The sequence below is a fragment of the Sphingopyxis sp. BE235 genome (assembly GCF_031457175.1).
In the GTDB taxonomy this organism is placed as follows: domain Bacteria; phylum Pseudomonadota; class Alphaproteobacteria; order Sphingomonadales; family Sphingomonadaceae; genus Sphingopyxis.
This window is the reverse complement of the sequence record NZ_JAVDWC010000001.1, coordinates 122,119-138,118: the sequence shown is the minus strand read 5'-3', so window position 1 is coordinate 138,118 and position 16,000 is coordinate 122,119. Positions and strand designations below refer to the sequence as shown.

At 64.1% G+C, this 16,000-nt stretch carries 21 protein-coding genes; 1 reads left to right on the top strand and 20 read right to left on the bottom strand.

Going from position 1 to position 16,000, the window contains the following annotated elements; genetic code table 11:
• Positions 1–9: 9 nt before the first annotated feature.
• From rplE to rpsL, 18 genes are all read right to left on the bottom strand, one after another.
• Positions 10–588 (bottom strand): 50S ribosomal protein L5, encoded by a 579-nt coding sequence (gene rplE, locus J2X38_RS00710; protein ID WP_058539579.1) that lies wholly within the window; start codon positions 586–588, stop codon positions 10–12.
• On the bottom strand, positions 581–901 hold the full coding sequence (rplX, locus tag J2X38_RS00705) for a 50S ribosomal protein L24 (RefSeq protein ID WP_056373119.1): 321 nt from the start codon (positions 899–901) through the stop codon (positions 581–583). Before rplX ends, rplE begins: the two co-directional genes overlap by 8 nt.
• Positions 902–903: 2 nt before the next feature.
• Positions 904–1,272 (bottom strand): 50S ribosomal protein L14, encoded by a 369-nt coding sequence (gene rplN, locus J2X38_RS00700; RefSeq protein WP_011543078.1) that lies wholly within the window; start codon positions 1,270–1,272, stop codon positions 904–906.
• Between the two features lie 60 nt (positions 1,273–1,332).
• Complete coding sequence (gene rpsQ, locus J2X38_RS00695; RefSeq protein ID WP_039578283.1) at positions 1,333–1,602, bottom strand: 30S ribosomal protein S17; 270 nt, start codon at positions 1,600–1,602, stop codon at positions 1,333–1,335.
• An 11-nt stretch (positions 1,603–1,613) separates the two neighbouring features.
• Positions 1,614–1,817 (bottom strand): 50S ribosomal protein L29, encoded by a 204-nt coding sequence (gene rpmC, locus J2X38_RS00690; RefSeq protein ID WP_310250030.1) that lies wholly within the window; start codon positions 1,815–1,817, stop codon positions 1,614–1,616.
• Between the two features lie 5 nt (positions 1,818–1,822).
• Positions 1,823–2,254 carry a 50S ribosomal protein L16 gene (gene rplP / locus J2X38_RS00685; RefSeq protein WP_037515653.1) on the bottom strand — a complete coding sequence of 144 codons (432 nt, stop codon included), beginning with the start codon at positions 2,252–2,254 and terminating at the stop codon, positions 1,823–1,825.
• An 11-nt stretch (positions 2,255–2,265) separates the two neighbouring features.
• Positions 2,266–2,973, bottom strand: coding sequence for a 30S ribosomal protein S3 (rpsC, locus tag J2X38_RS00680; RefSeq protein ID WP_037515652.1), 708 nt, complete (start codon positions 2,971–2,973; stop codon positions 2,266–2,268).
• A gap of 1 nt (position 2,974) precedes the next feature.
• Entirely contained in the window at positions 2,975–3,355 is a 381-nt protein-coding gene (gene rplV, locus J2X38_RS00675; RefSeq protein WP_037515650.1) for a 50S ribosomal protein L22, read from the bottom strand.
• The gene (gene rpsS, locus J2X38_RS00670; protein WP_037515648.1) at positions 3,355–3,630 is read right to left on the bottom strand and encodes a 30S ribosomal protein S19; all 276 of its coding nucleotides are present in this window, start codon (positions 3,628–3,630) and stop codon (positions 3,355–3,357) included. Before rpsS ends, rplV begins: the two co-directional genes overlap by 1 nt.
• A 3-nt stretch (positions 3,631–3,633) precedes the next feature.
• Complete coding sequence (gene rplB, locus J2X38_RS00665; RefSeq protein WP_039578277.1) at positions 3,634–4,470, bottom strand: 50S ribosomal protein L2; 837 nt, start codon at positions 4,468–4,470, stop codon at positions 3,634–3,636.
• Positions 4,471–4,491: 21 nt separating this feature from the next.
• A complete protein-coding gene (locus J2X38_RS00660) occupies positions 4,492–4,800 on the bottom strand; it encodes a 50S ribosomal protein L23 (RefSeq protein WP_037515644.1) in 309 nt (102 codons plus the stop codon).
• Positions 4,793–5,419 carry a 50S ribosomal protein L4 gene (rplD, locus tag J2X38_RS00655; protein ID WP_310250021.1) on the bottom strand — a complete coding sequence of 209 codons (627 nt, stop codon included), beginning with the start codon at positions 5,417–5,419 and terminating at the stop codon, positions 4,793–4,795. The genes J2X38_RS00660 and rplD overlap by 8 nt, the downstream gene beginning before the upstream one ends.
• Positions 5,420–5,421: 2 nt before the next feature.
• On the bottom strand, positions 5,422–6,198 hold the full coding sequence (gene rplC / locus J2X38_RS00650; RefSeq protein ID WP_058539599.1) for a 50S ribosomal protein L3: 777 nt from the start codon (positions 6,196–6,198) through the stop codon (positions 5,422–5,424).
• Between the two features lie 298 nt (positions 6,199–6,496).
• Entirely contained in the window at positions 6,497–6,808 is a 312-nt protein-coding gene (rpsJ, locus tag J2X38_RS00645; RefSeq protein ID WP_003042199.1) for a 30S ribosomal protein S10, read from the bottom strand.
• A gap of 148 nt (positions 6,809–6,956) precedes the next feature.
• Complete coding sequence (tuf, locus tag J2X38_RS00640; protein WP_058539580.1) at positions 6,957–8,147, bottom strand: elongation factor Tu; 1,191 nt, start codon at positions 8,145–8,147, stop codon at positions 6,957–6,959.
• Positions 8,148–8,265: 118 nt separating this feature from the next.
• Positions 8,266–10,359, bottom strand: a complete 2,094-nt coding sequence (gene fusA / locus J2X38_RS00635) for an elongation factor G (RefSeq protein ID WP_310250007.1) — start codon at positions 10,357–10,359, stop codon at positions 8,266–8,268.
• Between the two features lie 96 nt (positions 10,360–10,455).
• Positions 10,456–10,926 carry a 30S ribosomal protein S7 gene (gene rpsG, locus J2X38_RS00630; RefSeq protein WP_039578261.1) on the bottom strand — a complete coding sequence of 157 codons (471 nt, stop codon included), beginning with the start codon at positions 10,924–10,926 and terminating at the stop codon, positions 10,456–10,458.
• A gap of 73 nt (positions 10,927–10,999) precedes the next feature.
• Entirely contained in the window at positions 11,000–11,371 is a 372-nt protein-coding gene (gene rpsL, locus J2X38_RS00625) for a 30S ribosomal protein S12 (protein ID WP_037515637.1), read from the bottom strand.
• A 305-nt stretch (positions 11,372–11,676) separates the two neighbouring features.
• On the opposite strand from rpsL, the gene J2X38_RS00620 reads away from it, so the two are divergent.
• Positions 11,677–12,171 carry a DNA-deoxyinosine glycosylase gene (locus J2X38_RS00620; RefSeq protein ID WP_310250004.1) on the top strand — a complete coding sequence of 165 codons (495 nt, stop codon included), beginning with the start codon at positions 11,677–11,679 and terminating at the stop codon, positions 12,169–12,171.
• Between the two features lie 2 nt (positions 12,172–12,173).
• On the opposite strand, the gene J2X38_RS00615 is transcribed toward J2X38_RS00620, so the two are convergent.
• Positions 12,174–13,475, bottom strand: coding sequence for an amidohydrolase family protein (locus J2X38_RS00615; RefSeq protein ID WP_310250002.1), 1,302 nt, complete (start codon positions 13,473–13,475; stop codon positions 12,174–12,176).
• A gap of 42 nt (positions 13,476–13,517) precedes the next feature.
• Positions 13,518–15,902, bottom strand: coding sequence for a S8 family peptidase (locus J2X38_RS00610; RefSeq protein ID WP_310250000.1), 2,385 nt, complete (start codon positions 15,900–15,902; stop codon positions 13,518–13,520).
• Positions 15,903–16,000 lie beyond the last annotated feature (98 nt).

The following is a 16,000-nucleotide window of genomic DNA, read 5'->3' as shown; positions in this document are numbered from 1 at the left end:
CCGGGGGGATCAGGCGGCTTCCTTTTCCTGCGCTTCGATCGGGAAGGGGAAGCCGAACAGCTTGAGCAGTTCGCGGGCTTCATCGTCCGTACGGGCGGTGGTGGTGACGATCACGTCCATGCCGCGCACCTGGTCGATGCGGTCATAGTTGATCTCGGGGAAGATGATCTGCTCTTTCAGGCCCATGGCATAGTTGCCACGGCCGTCGAAGCTCGTCGCCGACACGCCGCGGAAGTCGCGGATGCGCGGCATTGCGATCGTGATCAGGCGATCGAGGAATTCGTACATGCGTTCGCGGCGCAGGGTCACCTTGCAGCCGATCGGCATGCCTTCGCGCAGCTTGAACTGTGCGATCGACTTCTTCGCCTTGGTCACGACAGGCTTCTGGCCGGCGATGAGTTCCATCTCGGCAGCCGCCGATTCGACCTTCTTCTTGTCCTGCGTGGCTTCGCCGACGCCCATGTTGAGCGTGATCTTTTCGATCTTCGGCACTTCCATCGCATTCTTGTAACCGAACTTCTCGGTCATCGCCTTGACGATCACATCGTCATAGCGAGTGCGCATGCGCGGGGTGTAGTTGTCAGCCATTGAGCGTCTCCCCGGACTTCACGGCCACGCGGACCTTCTTGCCGTCCTTGGTTTCAAAACGAACGCGGGTCGGCTTGCCGGTCTTGGGATCGGCAATCGCGACCTTGCTCGCGTACAGCGGCGCTTCCTTGCGCTCCAGGCCACCCTGCGGGTTGGTCTGGCTCGGCTTGCGGTGGCGCGTGATGACATTGACGCCAGCGACGACGACCTTGCCGTCTTTCGGCAGGCTCTGCGTCACTTCGCCGGTCTTGCCCTTGTCCTTGCCGGACAGGATGACAACCGTGTCGCCCTTCTTGATCTTTGCCATGCTCATGGTCAGAGAACCTCCGGTGCCAGGCTGATGATCTTCATATAGCCGCGGCCGCGCAGTTCGCGGACGACGGGGCCGAAGATACGGGTGCCGATCGGCTCCTCATTCTTGTTGACGAGCACCGCGGCGTTGCTGTCGAAACGGATGACCGAGCCATCGGCGCGGCGCACGTCCTTGGCGGTGCGAACGATAACGGCGCGATGCACGTCACCCTTCTTCACCTTGCCGCGGGGCTGGGCTTCCTTGATCGACACGACGATCACGTCGCCCACGCCGGCGGTACGACGCTTCGACCCGCCCAGCACCTTGATGCACTGGACGCGCTTGGCACCGCTGTTGTCAGCGACTTCCAATTGTGACTGCATCTGGATCATCGATGCATTTCCTTCTCTTTTGGCCTACCGGGATGCCCCGGCGGTTCCGTGAAACTCAGCTTAGGCGTCAGCAGCCGTCTTGGGCTTGCTGTGGGTGTCGACCTTGTCGAGCACCTTCCACGTCTTCAGCTTCGAAATCGGCTTCGTTTCCTCGATGCGGACGGTTTCGCCGGCCTTGATGGCGTTGTCCTCATCGTGGGCGTGATACTTTTTCGAGCGGCGGATGATCTTGCCGTACAGAGGGTGCTTCACCTTCCGTTCGACCTTCACCACGACGGTCTTGTCGCCCTTGTCGGACACCACCGTACCGGTCAGAATGCGCTTCGGCATCGATAGTCTCCTTACTTCGCGACCGAGCGCGTGCGCTCGGTCTGCTGCGTCTTGATGCGGGCGATCGAGCGCCGCACTTCCTTGACGCGCGATGCTTTTTCAAGCTGGCCGGTGGCCGCCTGGAAGCGGAGGTTGAACGCCTCGCGCTTCAGTTCGCCAAGCTGTTCGGCGAGCTGGTCGTCGGTCTTGGCCTTGAAATCTTCGGTCTTGGACATGGCCCTTAACCCTCCAGATGCGAGGTGTCGCCGAGACGGGCAATCACCTTCGTCTTGATCGGCAGCTTCATCGCGGCGCGTTCGAACGCCAGCGCGGCCACGGGGCCGGGGACGCCGTCGAGTTCGAACAGGATGCGACCCGGCTTCACGCGAGCGGCCCAGAATTCCGGCGAACCCTTGCCCTTACCCATACGGACTTCGGCAGGCTTCGACGACACGGGGACGTCGGGGAAGATGCGGATCCACAAACGGCCCTGACGCTTGATCGCGCGGCTGATCGCACGGCGAGCCGCTTCGATCTGGCGTGCGGTGATGCGCTCGGGTTCCATTGCCTTCAGCCCGTAGGAGCCGAAGTTCAGGCTGGTTCCGCCCTTGGCATTGCCATGGATGCGGCCCTTGAAAGCCTTGCGGAACTTGGTTTTTTTCGGTTGCAGCATGTCAGCAGTCCTTAGCGGCGATCTTCACGAGCCGGACGGACGCCGGTCGTCTGTGCATCGAGCATCAGACGGTCGGTCGCCATCGGGTCGTGGCCGAGAATCTCGCCCTTGAAGATCCACACCTTGATCCCGCACACGCCATAGGCGGTGTGAGCGGTCGATTCGGCATAGTCGACATTGGCGCGCAGCGTGTGAAGCGGCACCCGGCCTTCGCGGTACCATTCGGTGCGCGCGATTTCCGCGCCGCCGAGACGGCCGGCGCAGTTGATGCGGATGCCTTCGGCGCCCAGACGCATCGCCGACTGAACCGCGCGCTTCATGGCGCGACGGAACGCGACGCGGCGTTCGAGCTGATCGGCAATGCCCTGGCCGACGAGCTTGGCGTCGACTTCGGGCTTGCGGATTTCGACGATGTTCAGCGACACGTCGCTGCCCGTCAGTTCACCGAGCTTCTTGCGCAGCTTTTCGATGTCCGCGCCCTTCTTGCCGATGATGACGCCCGGACGGGCGGCATAGATCGAGACGCGGCACAGCTTCGCCGGACGTTCGATCACGACCTTCGAGATCGCGGCCTGCGGCAGGTTCTTGAACACATACTGGCGGATCTTCAGATCCTCGACCAGCATGCGGCCATAGTCCTGGCCTTCGGCGAACCAGCGGCTGTCCCAGGTGCGGTTGACCTGCAGGCGCAGGCCGATCGGATTGCTCTTCTGGCCCATCTTACGCCTCTTCTTCCTGTTCGCGCACGACAATGCGGATGCGGCTGAACGGCTTGACGATCCGGGTCGACTTGCCGCGGCCACGAGCGTGCCAGCGCTTCATCGAGATCGACTTGCCCACGCTCGCTTCCTTGATGACGAGCGCATCAACGTCGAGGTTGTGGTTGTTTTCCGCGTTGGCGACCGCGCTGGCGAGAACCTTGCGCACGTCGACAGCCATCGCCTTCTTCGAGAAGGTGAGGATGTTCATCGCGTCTTCGACCTTGCGGCCGCGGATCAGCGCGGCAACGAGGTTCAGCTTCTGCGCCGAACCGCGAATCTGCGTGCCGACCGAGAGAGCCTCGTTATCCGCAACGCGGCGGGGGGACTTTTCCTTGCCCATTAGCGTTTGCCCTTCTTGTCAGCAGCGTGACCGGGGAAGAAGCGCGTCGGCGCAAATTCACCCAGCTTCATGCCGACCATGTCTTCGTTCACCGACACCGGCACGAACTTGCGGCCGTTGTAGACGTTGAAGGTCAGCCCCACGAACTGCGGCAGGATGGTGGACCGACGCGACCAGGTCTTGATCGGGGCATTGCTGCCGCCGTCCTGGGCCGTTTCGGCTTTCTTGAGCAGATGGAGGTCCACGAAAGGACCCTTCCAGACCGAGCGAGCCATGGCTTACCTCTTCTTCTTCGCGTGACGCGACCGGATGATCATCTTGTCGGTCGACTTGTTGTGGCGCGTACGCGCACCCTTCGTCGGCTTGCCCCACGGGGTAACCGGGTGACGGCCGCCCGAGGTACGGCCTTCGCCGCCGCCATGCGGGTGATCGACCGGGTTCTTTGCAACACCGCGCGTCAGCGGGCGCTTGCCGAGCCAGCGATTACGACCGGCCTTGCCCAGGTTGGTGTTCTGGTTGTCGGGGTTCGACACCGCACCGACCGTGCCCATGCACTCGCCGCGAATGTAACGCTGCTCGCCCGAACCGAGACGCACGATGACGAGACCGCGGTCGCGACCGACGACCTGTGCATAAGTGCCAGCCGAACGGGCGATCTGGCCACCCTTGCCCGGCTTCATCTCGATATTGTGGACGATCGTGCCGACAGGCATCTGCGACAATTCCATCGCATTGCCCGGCTTCACGTCGGTCTTCTTGCCGGCAACGACGGTGTCGCCAACGGCCAGACGCTGCGGCGCCAGGATGTAGGTCTGCTCACCGTCTTCATACTTGACGAGCGCGATGAACGCCGTGCGGTTGGGGTCATATTCCAGACGCTCGACGGTAGCCGGCATGTCCCACTTGCGACGCTTGAAGTCGATGAAGCGGTACTTCTGCTTGTGGCCACCGGCGATACCGCGCGAGGTCACATGACCCTTGTTGTTGCGGCCACCGGTCTTGTTCTTGCCTTCGGTCAGCGCCTTGACGGGCTTGCCCTTCCACAGCGACGACTTGTCGACGAGGATCAGGCCGCGCTGCGCGGGGCTGGTCGGATTATAGGATTTAAGTGCCATTTTCTCTGCCTCTTCCTACAATCAGACGCCGGTCGTGACGTCGATCGTCTGGCCTTCGGCCAGGCGAACGATCGCCTTCTTCACGTCGCTGCGGGTGTAGGGCTTGCCCTTCCAGCGCTTGGTCTTGCCCTTGGTGATCAGCGTGTTGACGCTGAGAACCTTGACATCGAACAGCGCCTCGACGGCGGCCTTGATCGCGGGCTTGGTTGCGTCGTTCGCAACCTTGAACACCACGGCGTCATTTTCGCTGAGCAGCGTCGACTTTTCGGTGATCACCGGAGCGAGGATCACGTCATAGTGACGCGCGTCGACTGTTTTTGCCTTAGCCATTGAAGCGTGCCTCCAGCTTTTCGAGGCCGGCGCGGGTCAGGACCAGCGTATCGGCGCGCAAAATGTCATAGACGTTGGCACCCGCGGCCGGCATCGAGTTGATGCCGATCAGGTTGGCCGACGCCATGGCGAAGCTTTCGTGCACTGCATCACCGTCGATGAAGAGTGCGCGATTGCCGAGTTCGAGCTTGCCGAGCTGGCCGGCGAGCGCCTTGGTCTTGGCGTCCTTGAGCTCGAGCGTGTCGAGAACGAGGATCTTGCCGCCCTTCGCCTTGTCGCTCAGCGCCATTTTCAGGCCGAGCGTGCGGATCTTCTTGTTCAGCGAGTGGCCGAAGGTGCGGGCACGCGGACCATGCGCCTTGCCGCCGCCGATGAAGATCGGAGCTGCGCGATCGCCGTGACGAGCCGTACCGCCGCCCTTCTGGCGACCGAACTTCTTGCCGGTGCGCGACACGTCGCTGCGTTCGCGGGCGGCGCGAGCCGGACCACGGCGCTTTTCGAGCTGCCAGCTGACGACACGGTGGAGAATGTCGGCACGCGGGTCGACGCCGAACACATCGTCGTTAAGATCGATGTCCGCGCCGGCCTTGCCGTCGATGGTGTGAACCTTGACCTTCATGATCAGGACTCCTGTGCGCCGTCGGTGGTGGCAGTGTCGACCACGGTTTCTTCAACCGGGGTTTCCACAGGCGCATCAGCCGGGGCTTCTTGATTGGCGTTCGCTGCGCTCTTGATGCCCGCCGGATAGGGGGCCTCGGGGTGGCGCGGCAGCTTGACCGCATCGCGGACCATCAGCCAGCCGCCCTTCGAGCCAGGGACCGAACCCTTGACGAAGAGAAGGCCGCGCTCGACGTCGGTGCGGACGATTTCGAGATTCTGCTGGGTGCGGTTGCGTGCGCCCATGTGGCCGGCCATCTTCTTGTTCTTGAAGACGCGGCCCGGATCCTGGCGGTTACCGGTCGAACCATGCGCACGGTGGCTGATCGAAACACCGTGGGACGCGCGCATACCGCCGAAGCCCCAGCGCTTCATCGCACCGGCAAAGCCCTTACCCTGGGTCACGCCCTGGATGTCGACAATCTGGCCGGCGACGAAATGGTCGGCCGACAGTTCGGCGCCGACGTCGAGCGTCGCGTCGTCGGCGACGCGGAATTCGACGATCTTCGCCTTGGGCTCAACTTCGGCCTTGCCGAAAGCGCCACGCTGCGGCTTCGCAACATTCTTCGCCTTCGCCGAGCCGGCACCGAGCTGAACGGCCACATAGCCGTCACGTTCTTGTTCGCGCACAGAAATGACCTGACAGCCTTCGAGGCTCAGGACGGTGACGGGCACGTGGCGGCCGTCGTCCTGAAACAGGCGGGTCATCCCCATTTTCTTCGCGATCACGCCAGTCCGCATGATCATACTCCTCAACAGAGGCCGGGCGGACCATTCCGCACGGCGTGTGGGACCTCATCAAGGCAAACCCCGACGAGAACCCTCCCAGCCCAAAATTTCGATACATCGCCCCGTCCGGGCTGAGGTGCCGCCTTCCCTTAGGAGAGCGGCGAGACGGGGGACGCAGCCCGGTCTGGATGTTTCCGAAGAAACGACCGGCGGTATCCACCCTATCGTCGGTCCGGATCGCGCCGGACAATGCAGTCACCGAAGTGTCCTGCCGATAGAGACCCCGGTTTTCACCGGGGCTGCGCTGGCCTCAGGCCAGCTTGATCTCAACGTTCACGCCCGCGGCGAGGTCGAGCTTCATGAGCGCGTCGACCGTCTGCGGGGTGGGCTGCACGATGTCGAGCAGCCGCTTGTGGGTGCGCACCTCGAACTGCTCGCGCGACTTTTTGTCGACATGCGGGCCGCGGTTCACGGTGAATTTTTCAATACGCGTCGGAAGCGGGATCGGGCCGCGAATAAGCGCTCCGGTACGACGTGCCGTATCGGCAATGTCGGTGGTGGCCTGATCGAGCACGCGGTGATCAAAGGCCTTCAGGCGAATGCGAATATTCTGCGTTTCCATGACTGTTCCAGTCGAATCCCGTCTAACGATGCGAAAGAGCCGAAATGGCCTGCTCCGATTTCCGCAGGGAAACCGGATCGGCCATCAAAATTCTTTAAGCTACGAGCCGCGCGAATCAGTTCCGAATCGCGCGGCTCGCGGCCCTATATTACTTTGTGACCGTGGCCACAACCCCTGCGCCGACCGTGCGGCCACCTTCGCGAATTGCGAAGCGGAGACCCGGGTCCATGGCGATCGGAGCGATCAGCTTGACCGACAGCTGGACGTTGTCGCCCGGCATGACCATTTCGGTGCCGGCGGGCAGAATGACTTCGCCGGTGACGTCGGTGGTGCGGAAGTAGAACTGCGGACGATAGTTCGCAAAGAACGGCGTGTGACGGCCGCCTTCGTCCTTCGACAGGACGTACACTTCCGAGGTGAACTCGGTGTGCGGCGTGATCGAGCCGGGCTTTGCCAGAACCTGGCCACGCTCGACTTCTTCACGGCCGACGCCGCGGATCAGCGCACCGACGTTGTCGCCAGCCTGGCCCTGGTCGAGCAGCTTGCGGAACATTTCGACGCCGGTCACGACGGTCTTCTTGGTGTCCTTGATGCCGACGATTTCGACCTCTTCACCAACCTTGACGATGCCGGTTTCGATACGGCCGGTAACGACGGTACCGCGACCCGAGATCGAGAACACGTCTTCGATCGGCATCAGGAAGGGCTTGTCGAGCGGACGTTCCGGCTGCGGGATCCACGCGTCGACGGCAGCCATCAGCTTCAGGATCGCGTCCTTGCCGATGGCGTCGTCACGACCTTCGAGGGCGGCGAGAGCCGAACCCGGGATGATCGGGATATTGTCGCCGTCGAAGTCGCGCTTCGACAGTTCTTCGCGGATTTCGAGCTCAACGAGTTCGAGCAGCTCGGGATCGTCCAGCTGGTCGACCTTGTTGAGGAAGACAACCATGGTCGGAACGCCAACCTGCTTCGCGAGCAGGATGTGCTCCTTCGTCTGCGGCATCGGGCCGTCAGCGGCCGACACAACGAGGATCGCGCCGTCCATCTGGGCGGCACCGGTGATCATGTTCTTCACATAGTCGGCGTGGCCCGGGCAATCGACGTGCGCATAGTGGCGGTCAGCAGTTTCATATTCGACGTGTGCAGTCGAAATGGTGATGCCGCGCTCGCGCTCTTCGGGCGCCTTGTCGATGTTCGCGAAGTCGACGGCGGTGCCGCCGGTCGTTTCGGCGAGCACCTTGGTGATCGCTGCGGTCAGCGAGGTCTTGCCATGGTCGACGTGACCGATGGTGCCGATGTTGCAGTGCGGCTTCGTCCGCTCAAATTTAGCCTTGGCCATGATGGTATAACCTTCTTGTTCAATGTTTGCGTTGATCAGTCCTGGACGAGCCTGCTGAATCAGGCGCCGCCCTTAGAGGGTCTTGCCGCGCGGTGCAAGCCCGCGCGGCTTTGACCCATCAGGCCATCTTGGCCTTCACTTCTTCGGCGACGTTGGTCGGCACTTCTTCGTAATGCGAGAATTGCATCGAATAGCTGGCGCGACCCTGGCTGAAGCTGCGCAGCTGATTGACGTAGCCGAACATGTTCGCCAGCGGAACGATCGCCTCGACGACCTGGGCGATGCCCCGGCTGTCGGTGCCCTGGATCTGCCCGCGGCGGCTGTTGAGATCGCCGATCACGTCGCCCATGAATTCCTCAGGGGTAACAACTTCGACCTTCATCACCGGCTCGAGCAGCTTGATGCCGGCCTTCGCCGCCACTTCGCGCATCGCCGCACGGCCCGCGATTTCGAACGCCAGCGCCGACGAGTCGACGTCGTGGTACGCGCCGTCCGTGAGCTTGATTTCGAAGTCGATGATCGGGAAGCCGATCATGTGACCGTTTTCGGCCGACTCGCGCATGCCCTTTTCGACCGACGGGATATATTCGCGCGGAATGTTACCGCCCTTGATCTCGTCGATGAAGGTGATGCCCGCGCCGCGTTCGCCGGGAGCGACGCTGACCTTGACGCGGCCGAACTGGCCCGAGCCGCCCGACTGCTTCTTGTGGGTATAGTCGACGTCAACGGCCTTCGCGAGCGATTCGCGGTACGCCACCTGCGGCGCGCCGACGTTCGCTTCGACCTTGAACTCGCGCTTCATGCGATCGACGAGGATGTCGAGGTGAAGCTCGCCCATGCCCTTGATGATCGTCTGGCCCGATTCATGGTCGGTCGACACGCGGAACGAGGGATCCTCGGCGGCCAGGCGGTTGAGCGCGATGCCCATACGTTCCTGGTCGGCCTTGGTCTTCGGCTCCACCGACAGCTCGATGACCGGCTCGGGGAATTCCATCCGCTCGAGGATGATCGGCGCGTTGGTCGCGCAGAGCGTGTCCCCGGTGGTAGTTTCCTTGAGGCCGGCGAGCGCAACGATGTCGCCCGCATAGGCTTCTTCGATGTCTTCGCGGCTGTTCGCATGCATCAGCAGCATGCGGCCAACCTTTTCCTTCTTGTCCTTCACCGAGTTCAGGTACGTGCCCTTGTTGAGCGTACCCGAATAGATGCGGGCGAAGGTGAGCGAGCCGACGAACGGGTCGTTCATGATCTTGAACGCGAGCAGCGACAGCGGCGCATCGTCGGCCGGCGGACGCGAATCGGGGGTCTCGCCGTCGAGCTTCAGGCCCTGAACGTCGGGAATGTCGAGCGGGCTCGGCAGATAGTCGACGACCGCGTCGAGCAGCGTCTGGACACCCTTGTTCTTGAACGCCGAGCCGCAGAGGACCGGAACGAACGCCTGTGCCAGCGTACCCTTGCGGATCAGCTTCTTGAGCGTCGCGACGTCGGGAACGGTGCCCTCGAGATAGGCTTCCATCGCGTCGTCGTCCTGTTCGACGGCGAGTTCGACGAGCTTTTCGCGATATTCGGCCGCCTTGTCGGCGAGGTCGGCGGGGATTTCCTCATAGAAGAATTCGGCGCCGAGGCTTTCGTCCTTCCAGATGATCGCACGCTCGTTGACCAAGTCGACGAGACCCTTGAAGTCGCCTTCGGCGCCGATGGGCAGATAGAGGACGGCCGGGGTCGCACCGAGGCGATCGATGATCGTCTGGACGCAATAATAGAAGTCGGCGCCGGTGCGGTCGAGCTTGTTGACGAAGCACATGCGCGGAACTTTATACTTGTCGGCCTGACGCCACACGGTTTCCGACTGCGGCTCAACGCCGGCAACGCCGTCGAACGCGGTGATCGCGCCGTCGAGCACGCGCAGCGAACGCTCGACTTCGATCGTGAAGTCGACGTGGCCGGGGGTGTCGATGATGTTCAGGCGATGCTCGGGGCCCTGACCTTCGTCGGCCTTCCACAAGCAAGTGGTCGCCGCGGACGTGATCGTGATGCCGCGTTCCTGCTCCTGCTCCATCCAGTCCATCGTCGCGGCGCCGTCATGGACTTCGCCGATCTTGTAGGACTTGCCGGTGTAGTAAAGGATACGCTCGGTCGTCGTGGTCTTGCCGGCGTCGATGTGCGCCATGATCCCAAAGTTGCGATAATTTTCGAGCGGATGGCTGCGTGCCATGGTCTTTTCCTTGGATGTGGGGGGCGGCCTTTAGAGCCGCCCCCGATATAGGAATGATTGTTACGATTGCGAGACGCGACAGCGTCCCGCGCGCGCTTACCAGCGGTAGTGGCTGAAGGCGCGGTTGGCTTCGGCCATGCGATGCGTGTCTTCACGCTTCTTTACGGCGTTGCCACGGTTGTTCGACGCGTCGAGCAGCTCGCCCGACAGGCGCGCGGCCATCGTGGTTTCGCTGCGGTTGCGCGCGGCGGTGATCAGCCAGCGGATCGCGAGCGCCTGCGCACGTTCGGGACGGACTTCGACCGGAACCTGATAGGTCGCACCGCCGACGCGGCGGCTGCGGACTTCGATGTTCGGGCGGATGTTCGCCAGCGCTTCGTGGAACACGCCGATGGGTTCCTTCTTGGCACGGGCTTCGACCGACTCGAGCGCACCGTAAACGATGCTTTCGGCGACGGACTTTTTCCCGTCCAGCATGACGCTGTTCATGAATTTCGACAGCACCGTATCACCGAAACGGGGATCGGGCAGGATTTCGCGGCGTTCAGGACGACGACGACGAGCCATAGGTAATTCCTTTTACAACAGCATCCCGGCGCCAGGGCAGCCAGGGATGATCAAATAGCCGAAAAAGCGGTCCTTACTTCGGACGCTTCGCACCGTACTTCGAACGGCTCTGCTTGCGGTCCTTCACGCCCTGCGTATCGAGCACGCCGCGCAGGACGTGGTAACGCACACCGGGAAGATCGCGGACACGACCGCCGCGGATCAGCACAACGCTGTGTTCCTGGAGGTTGTGGCCTTCGCCGGGGATGTAGGTGATGACTTCGCGCTGGTTGGTCAGGCGGACCTTCGCAACCTTACGGAGCGCCGAGTTCGGCTTTTTCGGGGTCGTCGTGTAGACACGGGTGCAAACGCCACGCTTTTGCGGGTTTGCGTCCATCGCCGGGACCTTGGACTTCACCTTCTGGGGAGTCCGGCCCTTGCGGACCAGCTGGTTGATCGTGGGCATGAATGCTTCACCTTTAAATGTCCGCCCATCAAAGCGAACGGTTACTGTACCGCGGTGGATGAAGCTCCGGCCGCTGACCCGCCAAAAAAGGCGAAAAAGGGCCGACCTGATAACAGCAAAAGACCCCGGCGGATCGCTAAGATCTTCCGGAGGCTCCATCCGCGCCAGCAATGTTCAAGCGCTGTTGCAACTGAAAGAGGCAGCAAACTGCCCTTTTCGGTCGAGCGGGCCCCTAGACCCGATTCCCTCGCGGGTCAAGGGGCGGGCAATATTGTTGCGCTGGCCGGGGCGGGCTATCGGGAGCCATGCCCGCCGTCCGCCACGCCAGCTTTCCGCCTCACGTCGCGCCCGATACGCGATTGCTGATTCTCGGGAGCCTGCCCGGCGTCCGCTCGCTCGCCGAGCAGCAATATTATGCGCATCCGACGAACCAGTTCTGGCGCCTGCTCGGCGCGGTCATCGGCCAGCCGCTCGCGGACCTGCCCTATGCCGACAGGCTGGCCGCGCTGCGCGAGGCCAAGGTCGGGCTGTGGGACGTGATCCGCAGCGCCGAACGGCACATGAGCAGCGACAGCCAAATCCGCGAAGCCGAGGCGCACGACCTCGCGGCGCTGATCGCCGATCTGCCCGACCTGCGCATGATCGCCTTCAACGGCGGCAAGGCCGCGGCGATCGGACGGAAGCAGCTGCCGCCACTCGAAGGCATCACGATTGTCGACCTTCCGTCGAGCAGCGCCGCGCATACGATCGGCTTCGCGGCGAAGCGCGATCGCTGGCTGACGCTGCGCGGCGCGCTCTGATTTCAGTCGACCACCGTCCCGCGCGCCATCACGAAGTCGACCTTCTTCAGCACGCGCACGTCGGCGACCGGATCGCTCGCGACCGCGATGATGTCGGCGCTCTTGCCCGGCGCAATCGTGCCGATCTCGTTCGACAGGCCGAGCAGGTCGGCGGCGTTCACCGTCGCGGCCTTCAGCGCCTCGACCGGTTTCATCCCATGCTGGACCATCAGTTCGAACTCGTCGCCGTTGCGGCCGTGCTTCGACACGCCCGCGTCGGTGCCGAAGGCGATGCGCACGCCGCGCGGGACGAGTTGCTGCAAGCTCTTGCCGGTGATCTCGATGCGCCATTTGATCTTGGCGAGCACATCGGGTTCATAAGCGTTGGCGTTCGCCGCGATGCGTTCCTTGTAGCCGTTCACGGTCGACAGCGTCGGGACATAATAGGTCTTCGATTTCGCCCACGCCGCGATCGTCGCCTCGTCGAGGATCGTGCCATGCTCGATCGAGTCGGCCCCCGCGTCGAGTGCGAGGCGGATGCCGTCGGCGCCGTGCGCGTGGACCGCGACCTTCTTGCCGAACAGATGCGCGGTGTCGACGATCGCCTGTGCCTCGTCGTCGAACATCTGCTTGCCGAGACCCGCACCGATTCGGCTGTTCACCCCGCCGGTCGAGGCGAATTTGATCACGTCGGCGCCGCGCCCGATCTGCAGCCGCACCGCGCGGCGGCAGTCGTCGGCGCCGTTGCAGGTGTTGCCCGCACCCGCGAAGAAGGGGCGGAGCTCGTCGCGATAACCGAGCGATCCGTCCATATGCCCCGCGCTGCCCGAAATGCTGTTGCCGGCGTCGACGATGCGCGGCCCCTGCACCTTGCCCGCGAGGATCGCATCCCTGAGGGCGAGAGTTGCGCCGTCGCCATCGCCGAGGTTGCGGACGGTGGTGAAGCCCGCACGCAGCGTCTTCATCCCGTTCGCCTCGGCATTGAACGCCTGCGCGGCGGGGCTGAGCGTAACCTCTTCGAGCTGGCCGGCGATGCCGCCCGCGTCGCTGGTCAGATGGACATGGCTGTCGATCAGGCCGGGGAGGACATATTTGTCCCTGAGGTCGATCAGCGTCGCACCGGGGTCGGCGGGCTGATAGCCGTCGGCGATGCTCAGTATCTTGCCGCCCTCGACGATGATCGTCGAGGCGCCGCGCGCGGGCTTGCCGGGTTCGGCGAGCAATTGCCCGGCGTGGATCACCGTGCGCGTCGGCGCCTGCGCGGCGAGCGGCGTGGCGAGCGCCGCGCCGATGAGCGCGAGCGGAAGAATTTGAATCGGCTTCATTCTGGCATCCCCTGTATTTGAATTGAGGAGCGTTAAAGCCGATCAGAAGCCCATCGTAAAGCGAAGCGCCGCACCCCGGTCGTCGGGCATCGCGGCGATATGCCCGGGATCGCGGCGCCACCAGCTATTCGCGATCAGTTCTCCGCCGAAGAGCGACAGTGCATAGCTCGCCTCGACTACCAGTTCGCGGCCCGTCGGCGCGAGATTATAGCTGCGGCGGCCGAAGTCGGTGCGGCCGGTCGCATAGTCGTGCGCGACGGGAAGCATCAGGTCGATGCCGCCGCGCGCGACGCGCAGCGGCTGGGCGAAACGGAGCGCGACGCGGTCGCCCGGCCGCATCAGATTCGCCTTGGCAATGTCGAACGAGAAGGCGGTCGACCAGAGCACGCCGCCCGCAATCAAGCCTTGGCTGTCGGGGCGTGTCCACATCTGGCGCCAGGCGGCCGCAACTTTCCAATCATCGCGCACATCGAGGATGAAGCTGGCATCGCCGACGAGGCTGGTGGCGCCGCCGGCACCGAACATCGGGCCGAGGCGGGCGCCGAGGAGGCTGTCCGATTCGCGCAGCCAGCTCGCGCCGAGCGCGGTGCGGACCGGGCCGAAGCGCGCATCCCACGCGGCGCCGACGCGCTGGTAGCGGCTGTCATGGCCCGATCGGTAGCGGAGGAAGGGGTCGTCCTGCCAGCGTGTTCCTGACACCCAGCCATTTTCCAATATCATATTAACATATTGATTATTAAAGATATTATGCCGGATTATCGTGCCAATTCCGGGACTTGCGGCGAAGCCCAAGCCCTCGTGCGCGGCGTCGCCAATCAGCATCGCGTGGCCGCTCTCGCCGCGCTCGCCCGCGAGCAGGCCGCCGGTGCCGCGGCCGGCCGTAAAGCCGATGCGCGTCCGTCCATCGAGGCGCGTCATCACCGAGGCGGCGAGGGTGCGTGCGCGCTGCGCATCGTGGAAGGAGAGGCCGGCGAGCGCGTCGGTGCCGCCGGTGCCGGGCGCGGTGACGAGCGAGAGCGCGAGCGACCGGCTTGCGGCGCTCTGCTGGCGGACGAGACCGCCGATCGCGCCCGAAAGCTTGAAGTCGGGACGCCGCTGGCCCAGCGAGCCGCCGAAATCGACGTCGAAAGCGCGGCCGAAGCCGTCGGTGACAAGGCCCGTCGTGCCGGCCCCGCCGGCATCGCCCATCGGACCGCCGAGGATACCCAGTGGCGCGCCGAGCGCGACCGCGGTCGCGGTGCCCGCGAGCGATGTGGCGCCCATCGGCTGGAAAGCGCGCGCAATGTCGAGGATGCCCTGTCCGTACACCGCATCGTCGCCGGCCGCGCCGGCATCGCGCGCCGATTGATAGAGAAGCGAGACGATCTGCTGGCTCGACAGGTTCGGAAAGGCCTGCGCGATCAGCGCGACCGCGCCCGCAACCTGCGGCGCGGCAAAGCTGGTGCCGTTGAGCACGAAGACGAAATTGCCCTCGGTCTTGAGCACGCCATTTTCATAGGCGCAGCACACACCCTCGCCGAGCGCACTCAGGTAGGAGCCGGCATAGCCGCCCGCGCGGTTGCTGAACCCGGAAATCGCGCCATTTTCATTGACCGATCCGGCAATGACGACGAGCCCGCCGCCAGCGTCGCGCAGCCCGCGCGCGAAAAAATCGGGGTTGTTGGGGTCATTGCCGTTCGCGGTCGTGTCGCCGTCATTCCCCGCCGAGACGATGACGATAATCCCCGCCGCGGTCGCGCGCGAGACCGCCGCGCGCAAGGTGGCACCGGGCAGGTCTTCGCCGCCGAGCGAGATGTTGACGACGCGCGCGCCCGCGCCGACCGCACGGTCGAGCCCCGCCGCGATCGCGGTTTCGGGAAAACGGCAGCCGCTTTCGTCGTTCGAGGGGTCTTCGGTCGCGCAGCTGCCGGGCCGGTCGGCGCGCAGCACGAGCAGGTTGGCGTTGAACGCGATGCCGAAGGTGCCGACGTCATTCTTTCCACCGAGCAACAGCTGCGCGACGTTGGTGCCGTGCGTCCCCTCGCCGTTGATGCCGCGCGATCCGGCGAGGTCGATCGATTGCGACGAGATGCGGCCGGCGAATTCGGGGCTGTCCTGATCGATCCCGTCGTCGATGACGCCGGCGAGGATATTCTGCCCCGTCGCCCCCGCCTGATAGGCGGTGATCGCGCCGTGGAAATTGACGCCGTCGGAGCGGCGCGTTTCGGCGGTATCGAAATTGCCCGTCGGCGGCGGGGTCGGAGTGGGTGCAGGCGTGGGGGTCGGGGTTGGCGCCGGGGCAGGGGCGGGCGGCGGGGCGGGGGTCGGCGAGGGCCGTGCACCGCCACCGCCACATGCGGCGAGCGAGAGCGCGGCAAGACCCAGCAGAAGGGGCAAAGGCCGCGCGGCCATCCGCCGGATGCTGCTGCGTCGGTTCGCGTCGGCCATCGCCGTTCCCCTTTGCCGTGATGTCCGCCTTTTAGCGCGGCGGAGGGGGGAGGGGTAGCATCATGCGGTTAACCGATCCTCCCTGTGCCGCAGGCATG